Here is a 21,218-nt window from a genome sequence, read left to right on the forward strand (position 1 = left end):
CTTTGGGTGTTGCACCTCTGGGGGGTATACCTTTTTCTTTGGTGGGTGGGGGCGCGGGGGGTGGTGTTTATCCGTGGGGTCCCCGCCGGCCGCCGTGAGCGGCCATCACCTGCCCTTCGGACCTAGCGGCGGGTGGTGCGCCGTTGGAGCGGGTGGATGGAGACTCGACTTACTTCATGACGCCGAGCGACGCGTAGTCGTAGCGGCCGTTGTAGGCGTCGGCCGTGTAGACGTTGGTCAGTCGCGAGGAGCGCCAGATGATGTTCTTCTCGTGGGTGAAGGGCAGGTACACCGCGGCGTCCGAGACCTTCGTGTTGATCTGCTTGTAGAGCTCGCCGGCCTTGACCGGGTCGGTCTCCTTCAGCGCTTCGTCGAAGAGCTTGTTGACCGCCGGGTCGTTCAGCTCCGAGAAGTTGTTGTTACCGCTCTGGAGGATGAAGCGGCCGTCGACCAGCGGCTGCAGGAAGCCCTGACCGGAGGGGAAGTCGGCACCCCAGCCCATGATGATGATGCCGTAGCCCTTGTCCTTGACCACCTTCGGCGAACCGATGATGCCGGAGGTCTGGGCGCCGTCGAACTGGTCGATCTGGGCGTCGATGCCGACGGCCTTCAGCGACTGCTGGAGGGACTCGGCGGTCGCGATCTCGATCTTCTTGTTGTTGCGGACCGCGATGGTGGTCTTGAAGCCGTTCGGCTTACCGCACTTCGCCAGGGCCTCCTTCGCCTTGGCGATGTCCGGCGCGCCGGCGAGCTTGCCGTACGGGTCGGCCTTCGGGTCGGCACCCTTGATCGCCGGCGGCAGCATGTTGGAGGCGATGTCGCCACCGGCCTGCGGGCCGCCACGGGCGGTCTGGAGGGACTTGGAGTCGGCCGCGTAGATGATCGCCTTGCGGCACTCGACGTTGTCGATGACCGTCTGCGGGAAGACCGCGTAGCGGATGAAGCCGGTCTGCGGGTTGTCCGCGTTCCCCTTGTGCTGCTGAAGCACCTTGGCACGGGCCGCCGCGCCGACACCGGTGGCGTTGATGTCGAGGTCGTACTCGCCCTCGACCAGACGGTTGTCCATGTCGTCGGCGTTGGTGGTGAACTTGACGCTGATCTTGTCCGGCAGCGCCTTGCGAATCGTGTCCGTCTTGGCGTCCCACTTGTCGTTGCGGACGAGCAGCATCGACTTGTTGGGAGTGTAGGACTGCCACTTGTACGGGCCGGAGGAGAAGGGCTTCAGGCCGTACTGGGCCTTGGTGTCCTTGTCCTGGCGGACCGGAGAGGCGGCGGGCATGGCCAGCATCTGCAGGAAGTCACCGTTGGCGACCGGCAGCTTGAAGATGATGGTCTTGTCGTCCGGGGTCTCGATCGCCTTCAGGCCGAGCTTGTCCGCGGAGGTGTCCTTGTAGGGACCCTTGTACTCGCCCTTGGGGTCGAGGACCTGCTGGAGGTAGATCGGGCCGCCGGAGATGACGTCCTGGGCCCAGATGCGCTCGATGCCGTACTTGATGTCCTTGGAGGTGATCGGCTTGCCGTCCTCCCAGGTCACCCCGTCCTTCAGCGTGAAGGTGTAGGTGAGGCCGTCGGGCGAGACCTTGCCGGCGTCGGTGGCGAGGTCGGGGACCAGCTCGGTGGAGGCGGCGCCCGGCTCGGCCTTGAAGGTGACCAGCTGGCGCGTGTAGTAGCGGGCGAAGTCCCACACGAAGCCGTAGTAGCCGCGCTGCGGGTCCCACGAGTCGGCCTCCTGCGAGCCGATGAACTTCAGCTCGCCGCCCTTCTTGTCGGAGGGGTTGGCGACCTTGTTCACAGCGGCGTTGAAGCCGGCCGCGCCGGTCTTGCCCTTGTCTCCGTCGCCGCTGCCGCCACCGCAGGCGGTGGTGACGACCATCGTGGCCGCCGCGAGCAGCGCGCCCGCGGCGATTCTGCGCCGCTGAGAGCTGTTCAGAGTCATGGTCTCGCAACCTCCGGTTTAGTGGCGGCCGTCACGACGGTCCGCCGGTGTTGATTGCCTCCTGTCACCAGCGGCAGGGGCGGGTCTGTACGGGCGTGCGGGCGGTCAGCAGGTGCTCAGCGAGCGGCCTTCGGGTCGAGCGCGTCGCGCACGCCGTCGCCGAAGAGGTTGAACGCCAGAACGGTGATGAAGATCGCGAGGCCGGGGATCACCATGAACAGGGGGTCCGATTCATAGGTGGAGATGGCCGTCGACAGCATCTGGCCCCAGGAAGCGGTGGGCGGCTTGACACCGGCGCCGAGGAAGCTGAGGGCCGCTTCGGTGAGGATGTTGGTGGGGATCATGAGGGTCGCGTAGACCATGATCGGGGCGATCAGGTTGGGCAGCAGCTCCCGGCGCAGGATGTACAGGCGGCCGGCGCCCAGGCTGCGGGCGGCGTCCACGTACTCGCGCTCGCGCAGGGAGAGGGTCTGGCCGCGGACGATCCGGCCGACGTACGGCCAGCCGAAGAAGCCGATCACGACCACCAGCGCACCGATGCGGACTCCCGAACCGGAGAAGCCGAGCAGCTCGTTGGGGAGCACGGACACCAGGGCGATGGTGAACAGCAGCTGCGGGAAGGCGAGCATGACGTCCATGACGCGGCTGAGCGCCGCGTCGACCCAGCCGCCGAAGTAGCCGGCGACGATGCCGAGGATCGTGCCGAGCACGACCGCGAACATGGCCGCGAGGAAGGCGACGAGCAGTGAGATGCGGGCACCGTAGATGATCCGGCTGAAGACGTCACGGCCGTTCACCGGCTCGACGCCGAGGAGGAAGTCGGAACTGATGCCGCCGTACGAGCCGATCGGGGTGCCGAAGAGCGGGTCGATCTGGTCCTCGTGGAACTCGTCCGGCGGGTGACCGAGCAGGCCCACAATGACGGGTGCGAGGACGGCGACGATGACCAGGAAGATCACGATCGCGCCGCCGGCCAGCGCGAGCTTGTCCCGCTTCAGTCGCATCCAGGCGATCTGCCAGGGGGAACGTCCCTCGATCGTCTTGCCCGGCGGCGCGTCGGGCACGGCGTCGACGGCGGTGGTCGACTCGACCGCACTCGTCTCGTGCAGTGGTGCCGTCATCGTGGTCAGGACCCCTCTCGGCCGCCGGTAGCCGGCCCTTGCCCGCCGCGGGTAGCGGCTTGGTGGAACAACTGCGAGGCACCGGCCAGGAGGCCGAACGCCCGGTGTTCCGGGGAGTCTTTATCGGGCTCACGATCACCCGCCAGACCTGCTCGGGATGTGATGCGCAACCGTGATGTGGCCCGGAGCCTTCCGTTATCCGGACCGGGCGATCTGCTGAGCGAAGCAACACCGCCCGTTCGGCACGGAACGGACATCACGGCCAACAGCACCTTCCTGGCCGCTTTTTGGGTGGATTCGCCGAGGACGACGAAGGCCGCACCGAGGATCTCGGTGCGGCCTTTTCGGACAGGCGTCTCGCGATGCGGACGAGCTGTCAGGAGTCAGCGATAGACGGGAACGTGGGCGTCGCGGTCGTAGAACGGGCGGGCGTTGGCGCGCAGCCACATCGTCACCGGGTCGTACTCGTCGGACATCGCGACCGTCGAGACGGGCAGCCCGTCGGGGACCGCCGCGATCGACTGGCGCATCATGGCCCGCACCGCCTCGACCGAGGCGGCGGAGGTGTCGTAGAGGTCGAGACCGATGGCGAGGTACGGGGAGCCGAGCGCGGGTTGCACCCAGGCACGGCGCAACGCCCGTACGGCCGAGGTGCGATGGGCGTTCTGGGTCAGCAGGGCGTAGAACTGCGGGATCTCCAGGGAGGGTTCGGAGAGCCGCAGCGGCCCGGCGGGCATCCGGTCGAGACCGGTGGCGATCCGCCGGAGATCGGCCCAGGGGATGCCGACGCCGCCGCCCGGGTCGTGCGGGTTGAGCCAGATGCCCCAGCGGTCGGGGTAGAGGGAGCGCGCGATGTCGCGCCCCGTGACCACTTCGTGGGCACGGTTCCAGCCGGAGGCGGCGAGCTCCTGCGCGGAGGTGACGCACGGGGCGTACCCGAAGCCATCGACCTCCATGTTCCCGTACTGCGCGTCGGGCGAACCGGGTGCGCCCTGCCAGAGCAGCATCCAGACATCGCCTTCGGCGAGGGCGTGCAACAGCTTCTCGTACGCGTCGTAGCGTCCCGGTGCCACCTGGCGCAGCATGTGCTCGACCTGTCCGGCCGCAGCGGTGCTCGACGCGCTCACCCTGGGTCCCGCCCCTCTTCCGTCCACCGAACCAGCTTAATTACGCGGACGCCCGCTGATAGAAGGGGCGCACCCGCTCCAGCATCCAGTCGCCGACCGGGTCCTGCGCAACGTCCAGCAGGATGAGATTGACCGGCCAGGCCACCTCGACCCGGCCCAGCGCGCGGCCGAGCGCGTCGAGCGGGGCGTTGCGGTCGACGCCGTCCCAGGTGGCGAGCTGGACGCCGACGAAGAGCGCCGGCTCCGTGCCCTCGACGCTGGCCAGGGCGCGGCGCGCGGTGACGACGACTCCGGTGGCCTCGAACTCCGCGGACGCGGCGGCGAGGAAGTCGACGGGGTCGTCCTGCCAGTCGGGCTCGAAGAGCCGGACGCGGCCGCCGCTCGCGGGCCCGTCCAGCGGGCTGCGGCCGACCCGGCAGAGCTCGGCGACGGCGGGCGGAGGCAGCGGGGCGCCGACCGTGCCGCCTGGGTTCACGGCGATGCCGAGCTGCGGGGGCAGACCGCGGGCGAAGTCTCGGGCGGGGGCGACGGTGAAGGACATGTGACCGCCCACACAGGCCAGGAACTGCTGCTCGGAGCTGAAGACGGGGACGTACGGCAGTCCGTCGATCTCCATCGTGGGCAGATCGAGGTCCCGGCTCTCGGGGCTGCCGCCGTTGGGGAGGGGCACCCAGACGGGGCTCCGCCCGAGCACCTCGACGAGCCGGCCTCCGGCTGCGGGGTTGCCGAGCGAGGCGGCCAGCACCTCTTCGAGCTCATTGCCCGGCCATGTGACGTCCACGGTTCCCGGTTCCCCTTCTCGCGCCCTGGTCGCGTCTCGCACGCCCTGGTCGCGGCGCCCTCGGGGCAGAACCCTAACGCCGCCCTGGCGCCGCCGTGGCCAAAAGTGTACGGAGCACCCCGGTCCGGATGGACCGGTAACGGCTCGGGCGGTGCACCGCGCCCGCTCGGGCCGGTGCGGGCGCTCGCTCGGGCCGGTGCGGGCGCCGTCAGTCCGTGGGACGGAAGGTGATTCTCCGCAGGGCGCCCGCCGCGTCCCTGTCGAGGAGGGTCGCCGAGGAGCAGCCCCTCGGCAGGCGGCCGGACTCGACGGAGCTCAGGAGCCGGCCGACGGCCCGGCGGTGCCGGGCGAAGGCGTATCCCGACACACCTCGGCCACGCTCGCGCTGCCCCTCCCGCGCGGCGGCCGGGGTGACGTCCAGCAGCACCAGGTGCAGGGCGCCGCCACGGCGGCGGGCCTCGCGGGCGAGCCAGTTCCGCACCCAGGACTGCGTGCCGCAGTCGTGGACGACCACGCTCCGCCCGGAGCGCAGCGCCCGGCGCAGCCCGGCGTAGTGGGCGATACGGGCCAGCGGGCGGTAGACGGCGTACGGCAGGAAGCGGGGCAGCCGTCCCTCCCAGCGCTCGCGGGCGTCCTGCGAATCGATGCCCAGACCCCCCGCCGCGCGTCGCATGAGCGTCGACTTGCCGCTGCCGGGCAGGCCGGAGACCACGACGAGGTCACCGGCGGCGAAGGAGAGCACACGGGGGCCACGGCCGCCCCGCTCGCGCAGATCGCGCAGCAGAGGCACGGCGGAGCCGCGCCTGCGGGTCCTGGCCCTGGCGCGCGGGGACGGTATCCCCGTCCCTGTGGCGTAGGCGCCGGAGTGCTGGAACGTCATCGCTTCTCCCCCAGTCGGGTTCCCGGGAACCCTTGCCCACAAAGTGTAAAGAAGCGGTAATGAGGCACAAGCGATTTGCCGATCAGACCCCTCGTGCAATGATGTGCGCGCCAAGCGCACACAACCTCATACCGGCCGCTCGAATCCGCGCGGGAGAGTCCCGGAACCACCACGGTGGGCCCCGGGCGCCGAAGGAGCAAGACCCTCCCTTGAATCTCTCAGGCCCCGTACCGCGTGGATGAGGCAGATCTGAAAAGCGAACCGCCCCGGCGTGCCCGGTGCGGCTCCACCCAAGGTGCAAGCCGAGGATGCTCTCGGTGAACCTCTCAGGTTCCATGACAGATGGGGAGGATCGTCCTCGTCCGTCATGATTTTTCTGCCTTGGGACCCGGGAGCCACACCCATGAGCACTGCCGCCCCCCGTCTGACCGCCCTCGATGCGCTGCATCGCTCCCTGGGCGCGACCATGACCGACTTCGCCGGCTGGGACATGCCGCTGCGCTACGCCAGCGAGCGCGACGAGCACAACGCCGTCCGCACCAAGGCGGGCCTCTTCGACCTCTCCCACATGGGTGAGATCACCGTCACCGGCCCGCAGGCCGTCGAGCTCCTCGACTTCGCGCTGGTCGGCAACATCTCCACGGTCGGTGTGGGCCGTGCCCGCTACACGATGATCTGCCAGGAGGACGGCGGCATCCTCGACGACCTGATCGTGTACCGCCTCGGCGAGACGGAGTACATGGTCGTCGCCAACGCCTCCAACGCGCAGATCGTCCTCGACGCGCTGACCGAGCGCGCGGCCGGCTTCGACGCCGAGGTGCGGGACGACCGTGACGCGTACGCCCTGATCGCCGTCCAGGGCCCGGAGTCCCCCGGCATCCTGAAGTCGCTCACCGACGCCGACCTGGACGGTCTGAAGTACTACGCCGGCCTCCCGGGCACGGTCGCCGGGGTCCCCGCGCTGATCGCCCGTACCGGCTACACCGGCGAGGACGGCTTCGAGCTGTTCCTGAAGCCCGAGCACGCCGAGGGCGTCTGGAAGGCGCTGACCGAGGCGGGCGCGCCGGTCGGCCTGATCCCGTGCGGCCTGTCCTGCCGTGACACGCTCCGCCTGGAGGCGGGGATGCCGCTGTACGGGCACGAGCTGACCACCTCCCTCACCCCGTTCGACGCGGGCCTCGGCCGGGTCGTGAAGTTCGAGAAGACGACCAACGACGGCGTCTTCGTCGGCCGCAAGGCGCTGGAGGCCGCCGCCGAGCGTGCCGCCTCCAACCCGCCGCGCAAGCTCGTCGGCCTGATCGCCGAGGGCCGCCGCGTCCCGCGCGCCGGCTTCTCCGTCGTCGCGAACGGCGAGGTCGTCGGCGAGGTCACCTCCGGTGCCCCGTCCCCCACCCTCGGAAAGCCGATCGCCATGGCGTACGTGGACGCGGCGCACGCCGAGCCCGGCACGCAGGGTGTAGGTGTGGACATCCGCGGCACCCACGAGCCGTACGAGGTCGTGGCGCTGCCGTTCTACAAGCGCCAGAAGTGACGCATCCGTCTCGCTCCGCGTCTCACCCCGCAAGACCCACGTTCATCAGCACTCCCTCGATCCAGGAGAATCAGGTCATGAGCAACCCCCAGCAGCTGCGCTACACCAAGGAGCACGAGTGGCTGTCGGCCGCCGAGGACGGCGTCGCGACGGTCGGCATCACGGAGTTCGCGGCCAACGCGCTCGGTGACGTCGTCTACGCCCAGCTCCCGGAGGTCGGTGACACGGTGACCGCGGGCGAGACCTGCGGTGAGCTGGAGTCGACCAAGTCCGTCAGCGACCTGTACTCCCCGGTCACCGGTGAGGTCGTGGCGGCCAACCAGGACGTGGTGGACGACCCGTCGCTGGTGAACACCGCTCCGTTCGAGGGTGGCTGGCTGTTCAAGGTGCGCGTCACGGGTGAGCCGGACGACCTGCTTTCCGCCGACGCGTACGCCGAGTTCTCCGCCGGGAACTGAGACCCCTTAGGGATCGATTCATGTCTGTGCTGAACACCCCTCTTCACGAGCTGGACCCGGACGTCGCCGCCGCCGTCGACGCCGAGCTCCACCGTCAGCAGTCCACCCTCGAGATGATCGCCTCGGAGAACTTCGCTCCGGTCGCGGTCATGGAGGCCCAGGGCTCCGTTCTCACCAACAAGTACGCCGAGGGCTACCCGGGCCGCCGCTACTACGGTGGCTGCGAGCACGTCGACGTCGCCGAGCAGATCGCGATCGACCGGATCAAGGACCTGTTCGGCGCCGAGTACGCCAACGTCCAGCCGCACTCCGGTGCCTCCGCGAACCAGGCCGCGCTGTTCGCGATCGCCCAGCCCGGCGACACGATCCTGGGCCTGGACCTGGCCCACGGCGGTCACCTGACCCACGGCATGCGCCTGAACTTCTCGGGCAAGCAGTTCAACGTGGTCGCGTACCACGTGGACGAAGCCGGTCTGGTCGACATGGCCGAGGTGGAGCGCCTGGCCAAGGAGCACCGCCCCAAGGTGATCATCGCGGGCTGGTCCGCCTACCCGCGTCAGCTGGACTTCGCCGAGTTCCGCCGGATCGCCGACGAGGTCGAGGCGTACCTGTGGGTCGACATGGCCCACTTCGCGGGCCTGGTCGCGGCCGGTCTGCACCCGAACCCGGTCGAGTACGCGGACGTGGTGACCTCCACCACGCACAAGACGCTGGGCGGCCCGCGCGGCGGCATCATCCTCGCGAAGAAGGAGTTCGCGAAGAAGCTGAACTCCTCGGTCTTCCCCGGTTTCCAGGGCGGCCCGCTGGAGCACGTGATCGCGGCCAAGGCCGTCTCCTTCAAGGTCGCGGCCTCGGAGGAGTTCAAGGAGCGCCAGCAGCGCACGCTGGACGGCGCCCGGATCCTCGCCGAGCGTCTGGTCCAGGACGACGTCACCGCGCACGGTGTCTCGGTCCTGTCCGGCGGCACGGACGTGCACCTGGTCCTGGTGGACCTGCGCAACTCCGAGCTGGACGGCCAGCAGGCCGAGGACCGTCTCCACGAGGTCGGCATCACGGTCAACCGGAACGCGATCCCGAACGACCCGCGTCCGCCGATGGTCACCTCGGGTCTGCGCATCGGTACGCCGGCGCTCGCGACCCGCGGTTTCGGCGACGAGGACTTCCGTGAGGTGGCCGACGTCATCGCGGAGACCCTGAAGCCCGGCTTCGACGCCGAGGCGCTGAAGGCCCGCGTGTCCGCGCTTGCGGAGAAGCACCCGCTGTACCCCGGCCTGAAGTAATTTCGTACGCTTTAGTTCCAGGCTCGTTCGTACGAAAGCTCCGGGGCACCGCGCACACTGGACAGTGAGCGCGGTGCCCCACCCCCTTTTCCTGCTGTTCTGCACCACCCCGGCAGACAACGGCGTCTAGCCCCCCACAAGGAGTTCCCCGTGGCCATCTCGGTCTTCGACCTGTTCTCGATCGGTATCGGCCCGTCGAGCTCCCACACGGTGGGCCCCATGCGCGCGGCCCGGATGTTCGCCCGCCGACTGAAGAACGAGGGGCTCCTCGCCCACACCGCGTCGATACGCGCGGAGCTGTACGGCTCGCTGGGCGCGACGGGGCACGGCCACGGCACGCCGAAGGCCGTCCTGCTGGGCCTGGAGGGCAGCTCCCCGCGCACGGTCGACGTCGAGACGGCGGACGACGAGGTCGAGCGGATCAAGTCCAGCGGCCGGATCAACCTCCTCGGCGCGCACGAGATCCCCTTCGACTTCGACGAGGACCTGATCCTGCACCGCCGCAAGGCGCTGCCGTACCACGCCAACGGCATGACGATCTTCGCGTACGACGCGGAGGGCGCGCTGGTCCTGGAGAAGACCTACTACTCGGTAGGCGGCGGCTTCGTCGTGGACGAGGACGCGGTCCAGGGTGAGAACCCGATCGTCCCGGACGACACCGTCCTGAAGTACCCCTTCCGTACGGGCGACGAGCTGCTGCGCCTGGCGAAGGAGACCGGCCTGTCGATCTCGGCGCTGATGCTGGAGAACGAGAAGGCCTGGCGCAGCGAGGACGAGATCCGCGCGGGCCTGCTCGAGATCTGGCGGGTCATGCAGGCCTGTGTCTCGCGCGGCATGTCCCGCGAGGGCATCCTGCCGGGCGGCCTGAAGGTCCGCCGCCGCGCCGCGAACACGGCCCGGAAGCTGCGCTCCGAGGGCGACCCGGCCGCGCTCGCGATGGAGTGGATCACGCTCTACGCGATGGCCGTGAACGAGGAGAACGCGGCGGGCGGCCGCGTGGTCACCGCCCCGACGAACGGCGCGGCGGGCATCATCCCGGCCGTCCTGCACTACTACATGAACTTCGTGCCCGGCGCGGACGAGGACGGTGTGGTCCGCTTCATGCTGGCGGCGGGCGCGGTCGGCATGCTCTTCAAGGAGAACGCCTCCATCTCCGGCGCCGAGGTCGGCTGCCAGGGCGAGGTCGGCTCGGCCTGCTCGATGGCCGCCGGCGCCCTCGCGGAGGTCCTGGGCGGCACCCCCGAGCAGGTCGAGAACGCGGCCGAGATCGGCATGGAGCACAACCTGGGGCTGACCTGCGACCCGGTCGGCGGCCTGGTCCAGATCCCGTGCATCGAGCGCAACGGCATGGCGGCGGTCAAGGCGGTCACGGCGGCGAAGATGGCGATGCGCGGCGACGGCAGCCACCTGGTCTCCCTCGACAAGGTCATCAAGACCATGAAGGAGACCGGCGCGGACATGTCGGTCAAGTACAAGGAGACGGCCCGCGGCGGTCTCGCGGTGAACATCATCGAGTGCTGACGTCGTAGGGCCTGACCGGCGCGTGCGCCGTACGTCCCGGCACGATCTCCGCGCACACGAACGCCACGACCGAGGGGCCCGCCGAAGCGGGCCCCTCGGTCGTCGTACCGGCCGTCGGAGCGCGGGCTGGATGTCCGTGCGGAGCCAGTAGCGGCCGCCCTCGCGGCCGAGCAGTGCTGCAGCACCACACGGCGGCGCACCCACTGGGAGGGAAGCCGGATCAGCCGGTCGTTCCGTACGAAGGTGCGCAGCAGCGACTCCACCTCGTCGTTCTCGTAGCCGTGGCTCTCCGGCTCCTCGGCGGGCGGGCGCGTGGTGCGGACGATGCCCTTGAACTGCTCGCTCAGGGCGTGGAGTTCGCCTTCGGTCTCCGCCAGGAGACCGCCGTCGGTCAGTCTCCGCACGGCCACGGCCGCCTCCTTGACGGAGACCCCGGCCGCCCGGGCCGCGGACGGCAGCGACGTCGCGTGAGGCGGGCGGCCCGTGGTTCGCCGCTCGGCCGGCTGTCGCGGTACGGCGCCGCCCGTCCTCGCCCGGCGGGGTCAGGCCTTGTTGAGGTCCGCCCAGAACTCGTCCCAGGACAGCTTGCCGTCGGCGTTGCCGTCACGCTGGCCGATCAGGGCCTCCGCGACCGTCTCGGTGACGTTGAAGTCACCCAGCTGCGCCATGACGCTCTTGTACTCGGAGGCGGTGATGAAACCGTCCCCGTCCACGTCGAACCGCTCGAATGCCTTGCGCGCCGACTCGATGTCCGCCACAGCTTCCGCCCCTTCTTGATGCTTCGATGACGGGGCTCAGATTATCGGGCGTTCCCCGGGGGCCGGGCGCCGGGGAGTGGCGGGCCATGGCGGATCATGGGAGGTATGAGCGACGACGTGGCACGGATCCTGGCAGCGGCGGCCCGCGGACAGTTCCCGCCGCCCGACGGTTCGACGACCGTCGTCCCGCCGCCGAACGACCGGGACGCCGGTGTCCTCGCCTTCACCGCGCACTCGGTCGTCTTCACGGACGCGGATCCCGCATGGGTGCGGGCGGAGCTGGCGGCCGCCTCCAGCGACCCGCTGGCCGCCTCGATGAACCCGGGGTTCCTCCTCGCCCTGATGCGGCACACGGGCCGGCGCATGAACACCATCGACCTGCTGACGGTCGCCACGGCGCTGCCCGGGGAACCCGAGCTGCCGCTGCGGGAGATCGAGGACCCGGAGCATCCCCGGGTGGCGCGGGCGATGAAGTACCGCGACGACGTACGGGTGTGGGCGGCCCACGGCGGCGTGGTGATCCTGGGCCGGGGAGTGGCGGGCCGTTGGGAGGCGGCGATCGAGGTCGACGAGGAGGTCAGGCACCGCGGGATCGGCCGGGCGCTGGCCCTCGCCGCCCGGCATCTGACACCGGGCGACGTGGTCTGGGCGCAGCAGTCCCCGGGCAACGCCCGCAGCGTGCGCGTCTTCCAGGCGGCGGGCTACCGCCCGGTGGCCTCGGAGGCCCTGCTCACGGCGGGCTGACCCGCGCCCGGCGAGTGCGCAGAGGCCCCTCCCGAGGGGCCCGGAGACCGGCCGGGCCCCGAGGAGCTAGCGGAACACTCCGGTGTGGCCGAGGGAGTAGCGCCCGGGCTGGGGATAGACCGCGAGGCCGTGGGGGCCGCCGCCGACCGGGATGCGGGCGAGCTGCTTGCCGGTCTTGGTGTCGATCGCGTAGACCTCGGAGTCGTAACGTCCCGACAGCCACAGCACCTTGCCGTCGGCCGAGACACCGCCCATGTCCGGGGAGCCGCCGTCCGGCAGCCACCACTTCTTCGTCAGCTTGTTCTGCCCGAAGTCGAAGACCGAGATGGAGCCCTCGCCCCGGTTGGGGACGTACATCTCCTTGGAGTCCCGGGAGACGTAGAGGCCGTGGGCGCCCTTGCCGGTCGGCATCAGTCGCGGGGTGGTGAACTTCTCGCCGTCCAGGACCCACATGCCGTGGGCCATCATGTCGGCGATGTAGAAGGTCTTGCCGTCCGGGGAGAGCTTCACGTCCTGCGGCATCGCGCCCTGGAAGGGGAGCTTCTGCTGGCCGATGACCTCCATCTTCGCCGTGTCGACCTTCAGCAGCTCGCCGGAGAACTCGCAGGAGACGACGAAGTACCGGCCGTCCGCGGAGAAGTCCGCGTGGTTGACGCCGTAGCAGGAGACCGGGACGGTCTTCTTCCGGTCCATGGTGTGCGGGTCGCGGAAGACCAGCTCGCGGTCGAGGGAGGCCATGACGACGGCGTACTTGCCGTCGGGGGTGAAGTAGAGGTTGTACGGGTCGTGGACCTCGACGGGCTTGCCCGCCACTCCGGTGGCGGGGTCGATCGGGGTGAGCGTGTGGCCGCGGTTGTTGTTGACCCAGAGCGTCTTCAGGTCCCACGACGGGACGACGTGCTGCGGCTGGATGCCGACCGGGATGGTCTCGATCACCTTGTAGGTCGCCGGGTCGATGACGGAGACGGTGTTGGAGTTGGTGTTGGGCACGTAGACCCGGGACGGGAAGTCCTTGACGACGGGCGAGAGCAGGCCCGGCCGGTCGGCCGCGTAGACGTCCTTGGGGTCGAGGAGCGGTGGCATTCCGGGGAGGCCGTCCGGGACGGCCTCCTTCGGTACGACCGGGCGCGCCGCCGCCTCCTTCTTGGCGCCGCCACGGGGCTCGGTGCCGTTGTCCGCGGTACCGCACCCGGCGAGCGCGGCGAGCAGGGCGGCGGCGAGGAGGCTCTTCGAACGCTTGGTGAGAGGCAGCATCAGGTCAGCAGCTCCGTGGTCGTCACCGCGCGCAGGCCGCGGCGGTCGAGGTCGGCGAGGAGGGGCGGCAGGGCGGCGAGCGTGTCTGCGTAGCCGAGGTGCAGGCTCACCACCGATCCGTTGCGGATCGGCCCGGTGACGTTGCGGACGACGGCCGCGGCGCCGGGCGAGGTGAAGTCGAGGGAGTCGACGTCGTACGAGAGGACGTGCGGGTAGCCGACCTGGCGGGCGGCCCGCTGGACGGCCGGGCTCGCGTTCCGGCCTCTGGACGGCCGGAACCAGCTGCCGATGGAGCCGGTGAGCCGGCGCAGCCGCGTGGCGCAGGCGCTGATCTCCGCGTGCGCCTCGTCCTCGGTCATCGCGTTGACGTCGAGATGGCGCTGGGTGTGGTTGCCGAGGTCGTGGCCGCCGTCGAGGATCCGGCGGGCCAGCTCGGGGTGGGTGTCGAGCCAGTCGCCGACGGCGAGGACGGTGACCCGGGCGCCGCCCTTCTCGGCCTCGGCGAGGACGGCGCGAGCGAGAGCGGGGTCGCCCTGGCCGTGGAAGGTGAGGGCGACCCGGGGGCGGTCGCGCGGCCCGCTCGTGATCTCGACCGGCAGGCCGGGGAAGCGGCGGGGGCCCGGTGCGACGGGCTCGGGGGCGGGGGCGGGGCCGTCGGGTGGGGGGCGGCCGTCGCTGCCGCAGGCGGCGGTGAGCGCTCCCGCGAGGGCGGCCGCCGCGCCCGCCCGGAGTGCGCCACGGCGGTCGGTCAGGGTCACGCGCCCATTTAAGGCCCGTAGCACCCGTTTTCTAACGATTAAGCCATTTCAGGACGTTTACGGGTCGCACTCCAGTGCCCGCCATGTGAAGGAGTCGAGGAAACAAGCGGTGAACCCCATACTTATTCACCATTTACAAGGCAGGTGCTCTAGGTCACCAACGATTCATCGGTAAACTGTCACCCTTTGACTGATTTGCCCCAGTAGGGACTTTTGGCGCGATGGCCCCCTGTCTGCCATAGTCGGAGACACGACCCCCATTGACCCGGGCCAGGTCGTTTTCACGGCCGTGGATACACCCCCCCGATCCACGGCCGTCCTCACGGAAGCCCCCAGGCGCCCCACCGCGGCGGACGGGGGCTTCGGTGCATCCGGGGACGGCCGACGACCCGCGAGCAGCAGCCGAAGACCGACAGCCAGAGGCCGACGGCTTGCGGTCAGCGGTCCGAGACGCGCATCTCGAACCACGTCGTCTTGCCGCGCGGCTGCAGATCCACGCCCCAGCGGTCGGAGAGCTTGTCGACGAGGAAGAGCCCGCGCCCGCTGATGTCGAGCTCCTGGACGGGCATGAGACACGGCAGCCCTCGCGAGGGGTCGCGGACCTCGATCCGGATCCAGCCACGACGGCGCAGCATCCGCAGCCCGAAGACCCGGGCGCCGGTGTGCCGGACGGCGTTGCCGACGAGTTCGGAGACGAGCAGGACGGCGTGCTCGGCGATCTGCGGGGACAGGGCCCACTGCCGAAGGACGACGCACTGGGTGAGCCGGCGGGCGATCGCGGCGGACTCGGGACGGGACGGCAGCCGCACGTCCTCCTCGGCCGGATTCCCGTACAACTCCAGCGCCTTGAGGGCCTGTTCGTCATCGACGGCCGGTACCCACCGTGCTGCGGTCGCACCGCCGTGCTGCCGCGGCTGTTCCACACCCTCCAGGCCCGCCATGCCCCCCATCATGGCCGGACGGAACGGGCCGCGGGGCCGTTCCGACGGAATCGAGGCCCCGGAATCGACAATTCCGCTGAATTCGCATGGCATATGCCCTTGGCGGACGGCGGTACTGGAGAGTAGGGTCCGCCGACCGCCTCGGGCCGCCGGAAATCAGACGAACTTCGCCTTGCCCGGACCCTCCTCGACGAAGCTGCGCATCCCGCGCTCGCGGTCCTCGGTCGCGAACAGACCCGCGAACCAGGTGCGTTCGATCGCGAGACCGGTGTCGATGTCGGCCTCCAGACCCTGGTCGACGGCCTCCTTCGCGGCGCGCAGCGCGATGGCGGGGCCCTGGGCGAGCTTCGCGGCCCAGGCGTGCGCCTGCTCGTACACCTCGGCCGCCGGGACGACCCGGTCGACCAGACCGAGCGTCAGGGCCTCGTCGGCCTTGACCATCCGGCCGGTGAAGATGAGGTCCTTGGCCTTCGACGGGCCGACCAGACGGGACAGCCGCTGGGTGCCGCCGGCGCCGGGGATCAGACCGAGCAGGATCTCGGGCTGGCCGAGCTTGGCGTTGTCCGCGGCGATCCGGTAGTCGGCGCACAGGGCCAGTTCGCAGCCGCCGCCCAGGGCGTAGCCGGTGATGGCGGCGACGACGGGCTTGGGGATGCGGGCGACCGCGGTGAAGGAGTCCTGGAGTGCGCGCGACCGCTTGACCATGGCCGCGTGGTCCATGACCTGCATCTCCTTGATGTCCGCGCCCGCCGCGAACACCTTCTCGCCGCCGTACAGGATCACGGCGCGCACGTCGTCGCGGTCGGTCGCCTCCTGGGCCAGCTCGAGCAGCCGGTCCTGGGTGGCGATGTCGAGGGCGTTCATCGGAGGGCGGTCGAGGCGGATGGTGCCGACGCCTTCGGCGACTTCGAGGTTCACAGTCATACCCGGCAGGTTAGCCGCCGTTAACGACAACGGACCCGGTGCTGTTGCTCACAGCGCCGGGTCCGTCGTACGGAGTGGATCGGGGACCTACTTGATCCACTCCGACCAGCTCATGTTCCAGCCGTTGAGGCCGTTGTCCGGAGCGATCTGCTTGTCCTTGGAGTTCTTCACGACCACCACGTCGCCGATGAGCGAGCGGTCGTAGAACCAGGCCGCCGGGGTGGAGCCGTCGCCGGCGCCGCGCGCGTCCCGCAGACCGACGCAGCCGTGGCTGACGTTGGCCGAGCCGAAGGTGCCGGACGAGGCCCAGTAGTTGCCGTGGACGAAGGTGCCCGAGGTCGACAGACGCATCGCGTGCGGCACGTCCTTGATGTCGTACTCACCGCCGAAGCCGACCGTGGCGCCGTTCATCCGGGTCACCTTGTACTTCTCGCTGATGACCATCTGACCGTTGTACGTGGTCGTGGACGGAGCGCCCGCGGTGATCGGGATCGTCTTGATGATCTTGCCGTCGCGCTCGACCTTCATCGTCTTGGCGCTGGCGTCGACCGTGGAGACCTGACGGCGGCCGATGGTGAAGGTGACCTTCTTCTTCTGCTTGCCGTAGACGCCCGGGCGGCCCTCGACGCCGTCCAGGTTGAGCTCGACGGTCACCTTGGTGCCCGCGGCCCAGTACTCCTTGGGGCGGAAGTCGAGGCGGTCGTTGCCGAACCAGTGGCCCTCGACCTCGACGGCGGGCTCGGCGGTCACCTTGATGGCGTTCTCGACGGCCGCCGGGTTGGTGATGCCCCGGGTGAAGTTGATCGAGACCGGCATGCCGACGCCGACGGTCGAGCCGTCCTCGGGCGTGTAGTGGCCGATGAAGGTGTTCTTCGGGGTCAGGGTGGTGAAGGTGGTGTCCTTCGCCGACTCACGGCCCTCGGAGTCCTTCGCGATCGCGTGGACCTTGTACTGCGTACCCGCGGACAGGTGGCCGACCGGCGTCCAGCTGGCGCCGTCCGCGGCGATCTTGCCCTCGACCTCGACACCCTTGGTGTCGGCGACGGTGACCGTCGTCAGCTTGCCCTGCTCGGCCGTCACCTTCAGCGCACCGCTGGTGGCGACCGCGTCGGCGCCGTCCTTCGGGGCGATCGTGACGACCGCCTGCGACGCCGCGTTCTCCTGCTTGCCCCCGCCGCTCTGCGCCGGGTCCTGTCCGCCCTTGCCGCCGCCCGCCGGCTCCCCGCCCCCGCAGGCCGTCAGCACCAGGAGCAACGCTCCCACAGCCAGGGCCTGCAGACGCGCGCCCCCGCGCCGCCGTCCGCGCCCCACCCCGGCCGATATCGGCTGCCCGTTCAAAATGGTCGTCTCCCCTCGCACGGCCTGGTCTCACCACGGCCCGCACCCCCGCGCGCATCCTCCGCGCACACGGCGCTAGATAATCACACCGCAGGACACGAAAGTTCCACGCGAATGTCACCGTTCAGTCCCAGTTGATCCAGGAACCGTGCACGCGACGCAGGTCAGCGAGGGGACGACGAGGGGCTCACCGCAGGGCGGAACCTGCCTTCCACTGGTTCCACTCCATGTTCCAGCCTCCGAGCCCGTTGTCGGGAGCGACCTTTCGGTCACGGGAGTTGACCACTTCCACCACGTCCCCGATGAGCGTCCGGTCGAAGAACCAGCCCGCCGGGGATTCCGGGCTGCCGCCCTTCTCGTCCCGCAGGCCGACACAGCCGTGGCTGACGTTGGCCGAGCCGAAGGTCGAGGGATCGGCCCAGTAGTTGCCGTGCAGGAAGGTCCCCGAGTCGGTCAACCGCATCGCGTGCGGCACGTCCTTGATGTCGTACTCACCGCCGAAGCCGACCGTGCGGCCGTCCATCCGCGTCACGTCGAAGAGCTCCGTGACCACCATCTTCCCGTTGTACGTGGTGGTCTTCGGCGCCCCGGCCGTGATCGGCACGGTCGCGAGGACGTCACCGTCCCGGTGCACCTCCATCGTGTGCGCGGCCGCGTCGACCACGGACACCTGGGAGCGCCCGACCGTGAACCCGACCTTCTTGCGCTGGATGCCGTACACCCCCGGCGCGCCCTCGACATCGCGCAGCGCGAGCTCGACGGTCACCTTGGTGCCGGGCTGCCAGTACTCCTCCGGACGGAAGTCGAGCCGCTCGTCGCCGAACCAGTGGCCGACGACGTCCACCGGGGGCTCGGAGGTGATCCTGATGGCCCGTTCGACCGCTTCCCGGTTCTCGATGGCCCGGTTGAACCCGAACGAAACGATCATGCCGGTGCCGACCGTGGAGCGGTTCTCCGGCTTGAAGTAGCCGATGAAGCGACGCTCGGGCACGACCGTGGTGAACGTGGTGTGCCGGGCGGAGCGTCGGCCGTGCGCGTCCAGCGCCACGGCGTCCACGCTGTACTTGGCGGCGAGCGCGAGCCGCTCGTCCGCCTTCGGCCGCCAGCGCAGCCCGTCCTCGCTGATCGCGCCCGGGACCTCGGTCCGCTGGGCGTCCTCGACCTGGACGACGGTGACCCGTTCGAGGCGTCCGCTGTCGACCCTCACCTCGATCGGCCCCTCGGCGGGCACGGCCCGGCTGCCGTCCTCCGGGCTGATCCGGATGACGTCGCCGGGCGCCCGCGCCTTCCCGGGCAGCGAGATGTCGATGCCTCCGCCGTCGTCGCCGCCCTTGTCGGTGCAGCCCGCAAGCCCGGCCACCAGTCCCGCCGCCGCCAGGGCGAGCACCGCACCGGTCCTCACCCGCTTCAGTACGTGTTTCACGCCTGGCCCAACGACAGCCACCCTCCAGGGGAAACGTGCGTGCGGGTCATGTTGGGAGTCCGGTCGTCCGGGCAGAACAGGTGGGAGGACCACGTGCGGGGAGTCGCGGCCGGGACGCCGCGCCCTCCGCGACATGGGGGTACCTCCCATGCCGGTGGCTGTGGGGGAGGGCCCGACGAGCCGCGGGAGGCCGACAGGTGTCGAGCGCAGCCGAGCAGGAGGCGGTACGGGACGGAGTGGGGCTCTCCCCTGCCCCGGAGCGGCCCCGGCCCGTGGTGTGGCCGGGGGCGCCCACCCCGTTGGGCGCGCGGTGCCGGGTGGGACCCGACGGGGTCGCCGGCACCAACTTCGCGCTGTGGGCGGGCGGGGCGGAGGCCGTCGAGCTGTGCCTCTTCGACACCGACCCCGCGGGGAACGAAACGGAGAGACGGCTGCCGCTGACCGAGCTGACCCATGAGATCTGGCACGGCTTCGTGCCGGGGGTGGTGGCCGGGCAGCGGTACGGCTTCCGGGTGCGGGGCCGCTGGGACCCGTGGACGGGCGCCCGCTGGAACCCGGCCAAGCTGCTCCTGGATCCGTACGCCCGGGCAGTCGACGGGGACTTCACGCTGCCGCCGGAGGTGTACGGGCACGTCCGGGACTGGCCGCAGCAGCATGTGGCCGACACCGTGCGGGACGACCGGGACTCGGCGCCGTTCGTGCCGAAGGGCGTCGTCGTCCTGGACGACGACGACTGGTCGGACGACCGCCGACCGAAGACCCCGTGGCCGGATTCGGTCATCTACGAGCTGCACGTGAAGGGCTTCACCAAGCTCCACCCGGGCATCCCCGAGGAGCTGCGGGGCACGTACGCCGGGCTCGCGCACCCGGCGGCGATCGAGCATCTCGTACGGCTCGGGGTGACGGCGGTCGAGCTGCTTCCGGTGCACCAGTTCGCCCACGAGGACCATCTGCTGCGCCGGGACCTGCGCAACTACTGGGGCTACAACTCCATCGGCTACTTCGCCCCGCACGCCGGCTACTCCTCGTCGGGGACCACCGGCCAGCAGGTCGGCGAGTTCAAGCGGATGGTGCGGGCGCTGCACGCCGCCGGGATCGAGGTCATCCTCGACGTGGTCTACAACCACACGGCCGAGGCGGGCGAACTGGGCCCCACGCTCTCCCTGAAGGGCATCGACAACCGGGGCTACTACCGGCTCCAGTCCGACGCCCGCCGGTACGCCGACTACACGGGCTGCGGCAACACGCTGCACGTGGTCCAGCCGCAGGTACTGCGGCTGATCACGGACTCGCTGCGGTACTGGGTGACGGAGATGGGCGTCGACGGCTTCCGCTTCGACCTGGCGGCGGCGCTCGCCCGGTCGATGCACGACGTCGACATGCTCTCGCCCTTTCTCGCGGTCATCGCCCAGGACCCGGTGCTGCGCCGGGTCAAACTGATCGCCGAGCCGTGGGACGTCGGCAACGGCGGCTATCAGGTCGGCGCCTTCCCGCCGCTGTGGACGGAGTGGAACGACCGCTACCGCGACGCGGTGCGGGACTTCTGGCGCGGCGCGCTGCCCGACGTACGCGACCTCGGCTACCGGCTGTCGGGCTCCAGCGACCTGTATGCGTGGGGCGGCCGGCGGCCGTACGCCTCCGTCAACTTCATCACCGCCCACGACGGGTTCACGTTACGGGACCTCGTCACCTACGAGCGGAAGCACAACGAGGCCAACGGGGAGGGCAACCGGGACGGCACGAACGACAACCGCGCCTGGAACTGCGGGACGGAAGGCGAGACCGACGACCCGGAGATCGGCGCGCTGCGCCTGCGCCAGCTGCGGAACCTGCTGACGACACTGCTGCTGTCGACCGGAGTGCCGATGCTGGTCGCGGGCGACGAGATGGGCCGCACGCAGGGCGGCAACAACAACGCGTACTGCCAGGACAACGAGACGAGCTGGCTGGACTGGTCGCTGCCCGAGGACCCCGGGCGACGGGAGCTGCTCGCCCTCACCCGCCGGCTGCTCGCCCTGCGCCACGCCCACCCGGTGCTGCGACGGCGCGCGTTCTTCTCCGGCCGCCCGCAGGCCGCGGACGGCCTGCGGGACCTGGCGTGGTTCACGCCGGACGGCCAGGAGATGACCGAGCAGGACTGGTACGCCCCCGCCGCCACTCTGGGCCTCTACCTCTCGGGGCGCGACATCCCGGGACGGGACGCCCGCGGCGCCCAGATCACCGACGACAGCTTCCTGGCGATCCTCCACGCGGGCCCGCGCCCGCTCGCGTACCGACTGCCGGGCCCGCCGTGGGCGGAGTCGTACGAGCTGGTCCTGGACACGACCTCGGAGGACCAGTCCCGGGCCCCGGGAACGGTGCACCGGGGCGGGGAGACGGTGACCGTGGGGGCCCGGTCGGTGCTGCTGCTGCGGGTCGGGGGGTGAGGCGGAGCGCGTCACAC

18 protein-coding genes and 1 riboswitch are annotated in these 21,218 nt (G+C 70.3%); of the genes, 6 read left to right on the forward strand and 12 right to left on the reverse strand.

Going from position 1 to position 21,218, the window contains the following annotated elements; all coding sequences use genetic code 11:
• Positions 1–169: 169 nt before the first annotated feature.
• The 5 genes from ACFC0D_RS19655 to ACFC0D_RS19675 all read right to left on the reverse strand — a co-directional run bounded on the left by ACFC0D_RS19655 (position 170) and on the right by ACFC0D_RS19675 (position 5,845).
• On the reverse strand, positions 170–1,936 hold the full coding sequence (locus ACFC0D_RS19655; protein ID WP_376437284.1) for an ABC transporter substrate-binding protein: 1,767 nt from the start codon (positions 1,934–1,936) through the stop codon (positions 170–172).
• Between the two features lie 116 nt (positions 1,937–2,052).
• Entirely contained in the window at positions 2,053–3,057 is a 1,005-nt protein-coding gene (locus ACFC0D_RS19660; protein ID WP_376437287.1) for an ABC transporter permease, read from the reverse strand.
• A gap of 383 nt (positions 3,058–3,440) precedes the next feature.
• Entirely contained in the window at positions 3,441–4,184 is a 744-nt protein-coding gene (locus tag ACFC0D_RS19665) for an enhanced serine sensitivity protein SseB C-terminal domain-containing protein (protein ID WP_376437289.1), read from the reverse strand.
• Between the two features lie 40 nt (positions 4,185–4,224).
• Positions 4,225–4,965 (reverse strand): enhanced serine sensitivity protein SseB, encoded by a 741-nt coding sequence (locus ACFC0D_RS19670; protein ID WP_376437292.1) that lies wholly within the window; start codon positions 4,963–4,965, stop codon positions 4,225–4,227.
• Between the two features lie 208 nt (positions 4,966–5,173).
• Positions 5,174–5,845 carry an AAA family ATPase gene (locus ACFC0D_RS19675; RefSeq protein ID WP_376437295.1) on the reverse strand — a complete coding sequence of 224 codons (672 nt, stop codon included), beginning with the start codon at positions 5,843–5,845 and terminating at the stop codon, positions 5,174–5,176.
• 140 nt (positions 5,846–5,985) lie between these two features.
• Positions 5,986–6,088: riboswitch (glycine riboswitch) on the forward strand.
• Between the two features lie 160 nt (positions 6,089–6,248).
• Here ACFC0D_RS19675 and gcvT point away from each other — a divergent pair.
• The 4 genes from gcvT (at position 6,249) to ACFC0D_RS19695 (ending at position 10,635) form a co-directional block, all read left to right on the forward strand.
• Positions 6,249–7,376, forward strand: a complete 1,128-nt coding sequence (gcvT, locus tag ACFC0D_RS19680; RefSeq protein WP_376437298.1) for a glycine cleavage system aminomethyltransferase GcvT — start codon at positions 6,249–6,251, stop codon at positions 7,374–7,376.
• A 77-nt stretch (positions 7,377–7,453) separates the two neighbouring features.
• Positions 7,454–7,834, forward strand: a complete 381-nt coding sequence (gene gcvH, locus ACFC0D_RS19685) for a glycine cleavage system protein GcvH (protein WP_329115655.1) — start codon at positions 7,454–7,456, stop codon at positions 7,832–7,834.
• A gap of 20 nt (positions 7,835–7,854) precedes the next feature.
• Complete coding sequence (glyA, locus tag ACFC0D_RS19690) at positions 7,855–9,114, forward strand: serine hydroxymethyltransferase (protein WP_376437301.1); 1,260 nt, start codon at positions 7,855–7,857, stop codon at positions 9,112–9,114.
• 150 nt (positions 9,115–9,264) lie between these two features.
• Entirely contained in the window at positions 9,265–10,635 is a 1,371-nt protein-coding gene (locus ACFC0D_RS19695) for an L-serine ammonia-lyase (protein WP_376437304.1), read from the forward strand.
• 542 nt (positions 10,636–11,177) lie between these two features.
• Here ACFC0D_RS19695 and ACFC0D_RS19700 read toward each other — a convergent pair.
• On the reverse strand, positions 11,178–11,393 hold the full coding sequence (locus ACFC0D_RS19700; RefSeq protein WP_376437307.1) for an EF-hand domain-containing protein: 216 nt from the start codon (positions 11,391–11,393) through the stop codon (positions 11,178–11,180).
• Between the two features lie 105 nt (positions 11,394–11,498).
• Here ACFC0D_RS19700 and ACFC0D_RS19705 point away from each other — a divergent pair, with 105 nt between their 5' ends.
• Entirely contained in the window at positions 11,499–12,137 is a 639-nt protein-coding gene (locus ACFC0D_RS19705; RefSeq protein WP_376437310.1) for a GNAT family N-acetyltransferase, read from the forward strand.
• Between the two features lie 66 nt (positions 12,138–12,203).
• Here ACFC0D_RS19705 and ACFC0D_RS19710 read toward each other — a convergent pair whose 3' ends face one another.
• The 6 genes from ACFC0D_RS19710 to ACFC0D_RS19735 all read right to left on the reverse strand — a co-directional run bounded on the left by ACFC0D_RS19710 (position 12,204) and on the right by ACFC0D_RS19735 (position 18,775).
• Entirely contained in the window at positions 12,204–13,391 is a 1,188-nt protein-coding gene (locus ACFC0D_RS19710) for a YncE family protein (protein WP_376437313.1), read from the reverse strand.
• Positions 13,391–14,149 carry a polysaccharide deacetylase family protein gene (locus ACFC0D_RS19715; protein WP_376437316.1) on the reverse strand — a complete coding sequence of 253 codons (759 nt, stop codon included), beginning with the start codon at positions 14,147–14,149 and terminating at the stop codon, positions 13,391–13,393. Before ACFC0D_RS19715 ends, ACFC0D_RS19710 begins: the two co-directional genes overlap by 1 nt.
• A 437-nt stretch (positions 14,150–14,586) precedes the next feature.
• Positions 14,587–15,090 (reverse strand): ATP-binding protein, encoded by a 504-nt coding sequence (locus tag ACFC0D_RS19720; RefSeq protein WP_376437318.1) that lies wholly within the window; start codon positions 15,088–15,090, stop codon positions 14,587–14,589.
• Between the two features lie 156 nt (positions 15,091–15,246).
• Positions 15,247–16,014 (reverse strand): enoyl-CoA hydratase/isomerase family protein, encoded by a 768-nt coding sequence (locus ACFC0D_RS19725; protein ID WP_376437321.1) that lies wholly within the window; start codon positions 16,012–16,014, stop codon positions 15,247–15,249.
• A gap of 87 nt (positions 16,015–16,101) precedes the next feature.
• Positions 16,102–17,352: an Ig-like domain-containing protein gene (locus ACFC0D_RS19730; RefSeq protein WP_376437324.1), complete on the reverse strand. Its 1,251-nt coding sequence runs from the start codon at positions 17,350–17,352 to the stop codon at positions 16,102–16,104.
• 187 nt (positions 17,353–17,539) lie between these two features.
• Complete coding sequence (locus ACFC0D_RS19735) at positions 17,540–18,775, reverse strand: Ig-like domain-containing protein (RefSeq protein WP_376437327.1); 1,236 nt, start codon at positions 18,773–18,775, stop codon at positions 17,540–17,542.
• A gap of 197 nt (positions 18,776–18,972) precedes the next feature.
• Between ACFC0D_RS19735 and glgX the strand changes: the two genes are divergently transcribed.
• Positions 18,973–21,201 carry a glycogen debranching protein GlgX gene (glgX, locus tag ACFC0D_RS19740; RefSeq protein WP_376437330.1) on the forward strand — a complete coding sequence of 743 codons (2,229 nt, stop codon included), beginning with the start codon at positions 18,973–18,975 and terminating at the stop codon, positions 21,199–21,201.
• The last annotated feature ends 17 nt before the right edge of the window (positions 21,202–21,218 follow it).

Origin of the sequence: Streptomyces sp. NPDC056222 (assembly GCF_042264065.1) — a bacterium.
GTDB lineage: Bacteria > Actinomycetota > Actinomycetes > Streptomycetales > Streptomycetaceae > Streptomyces.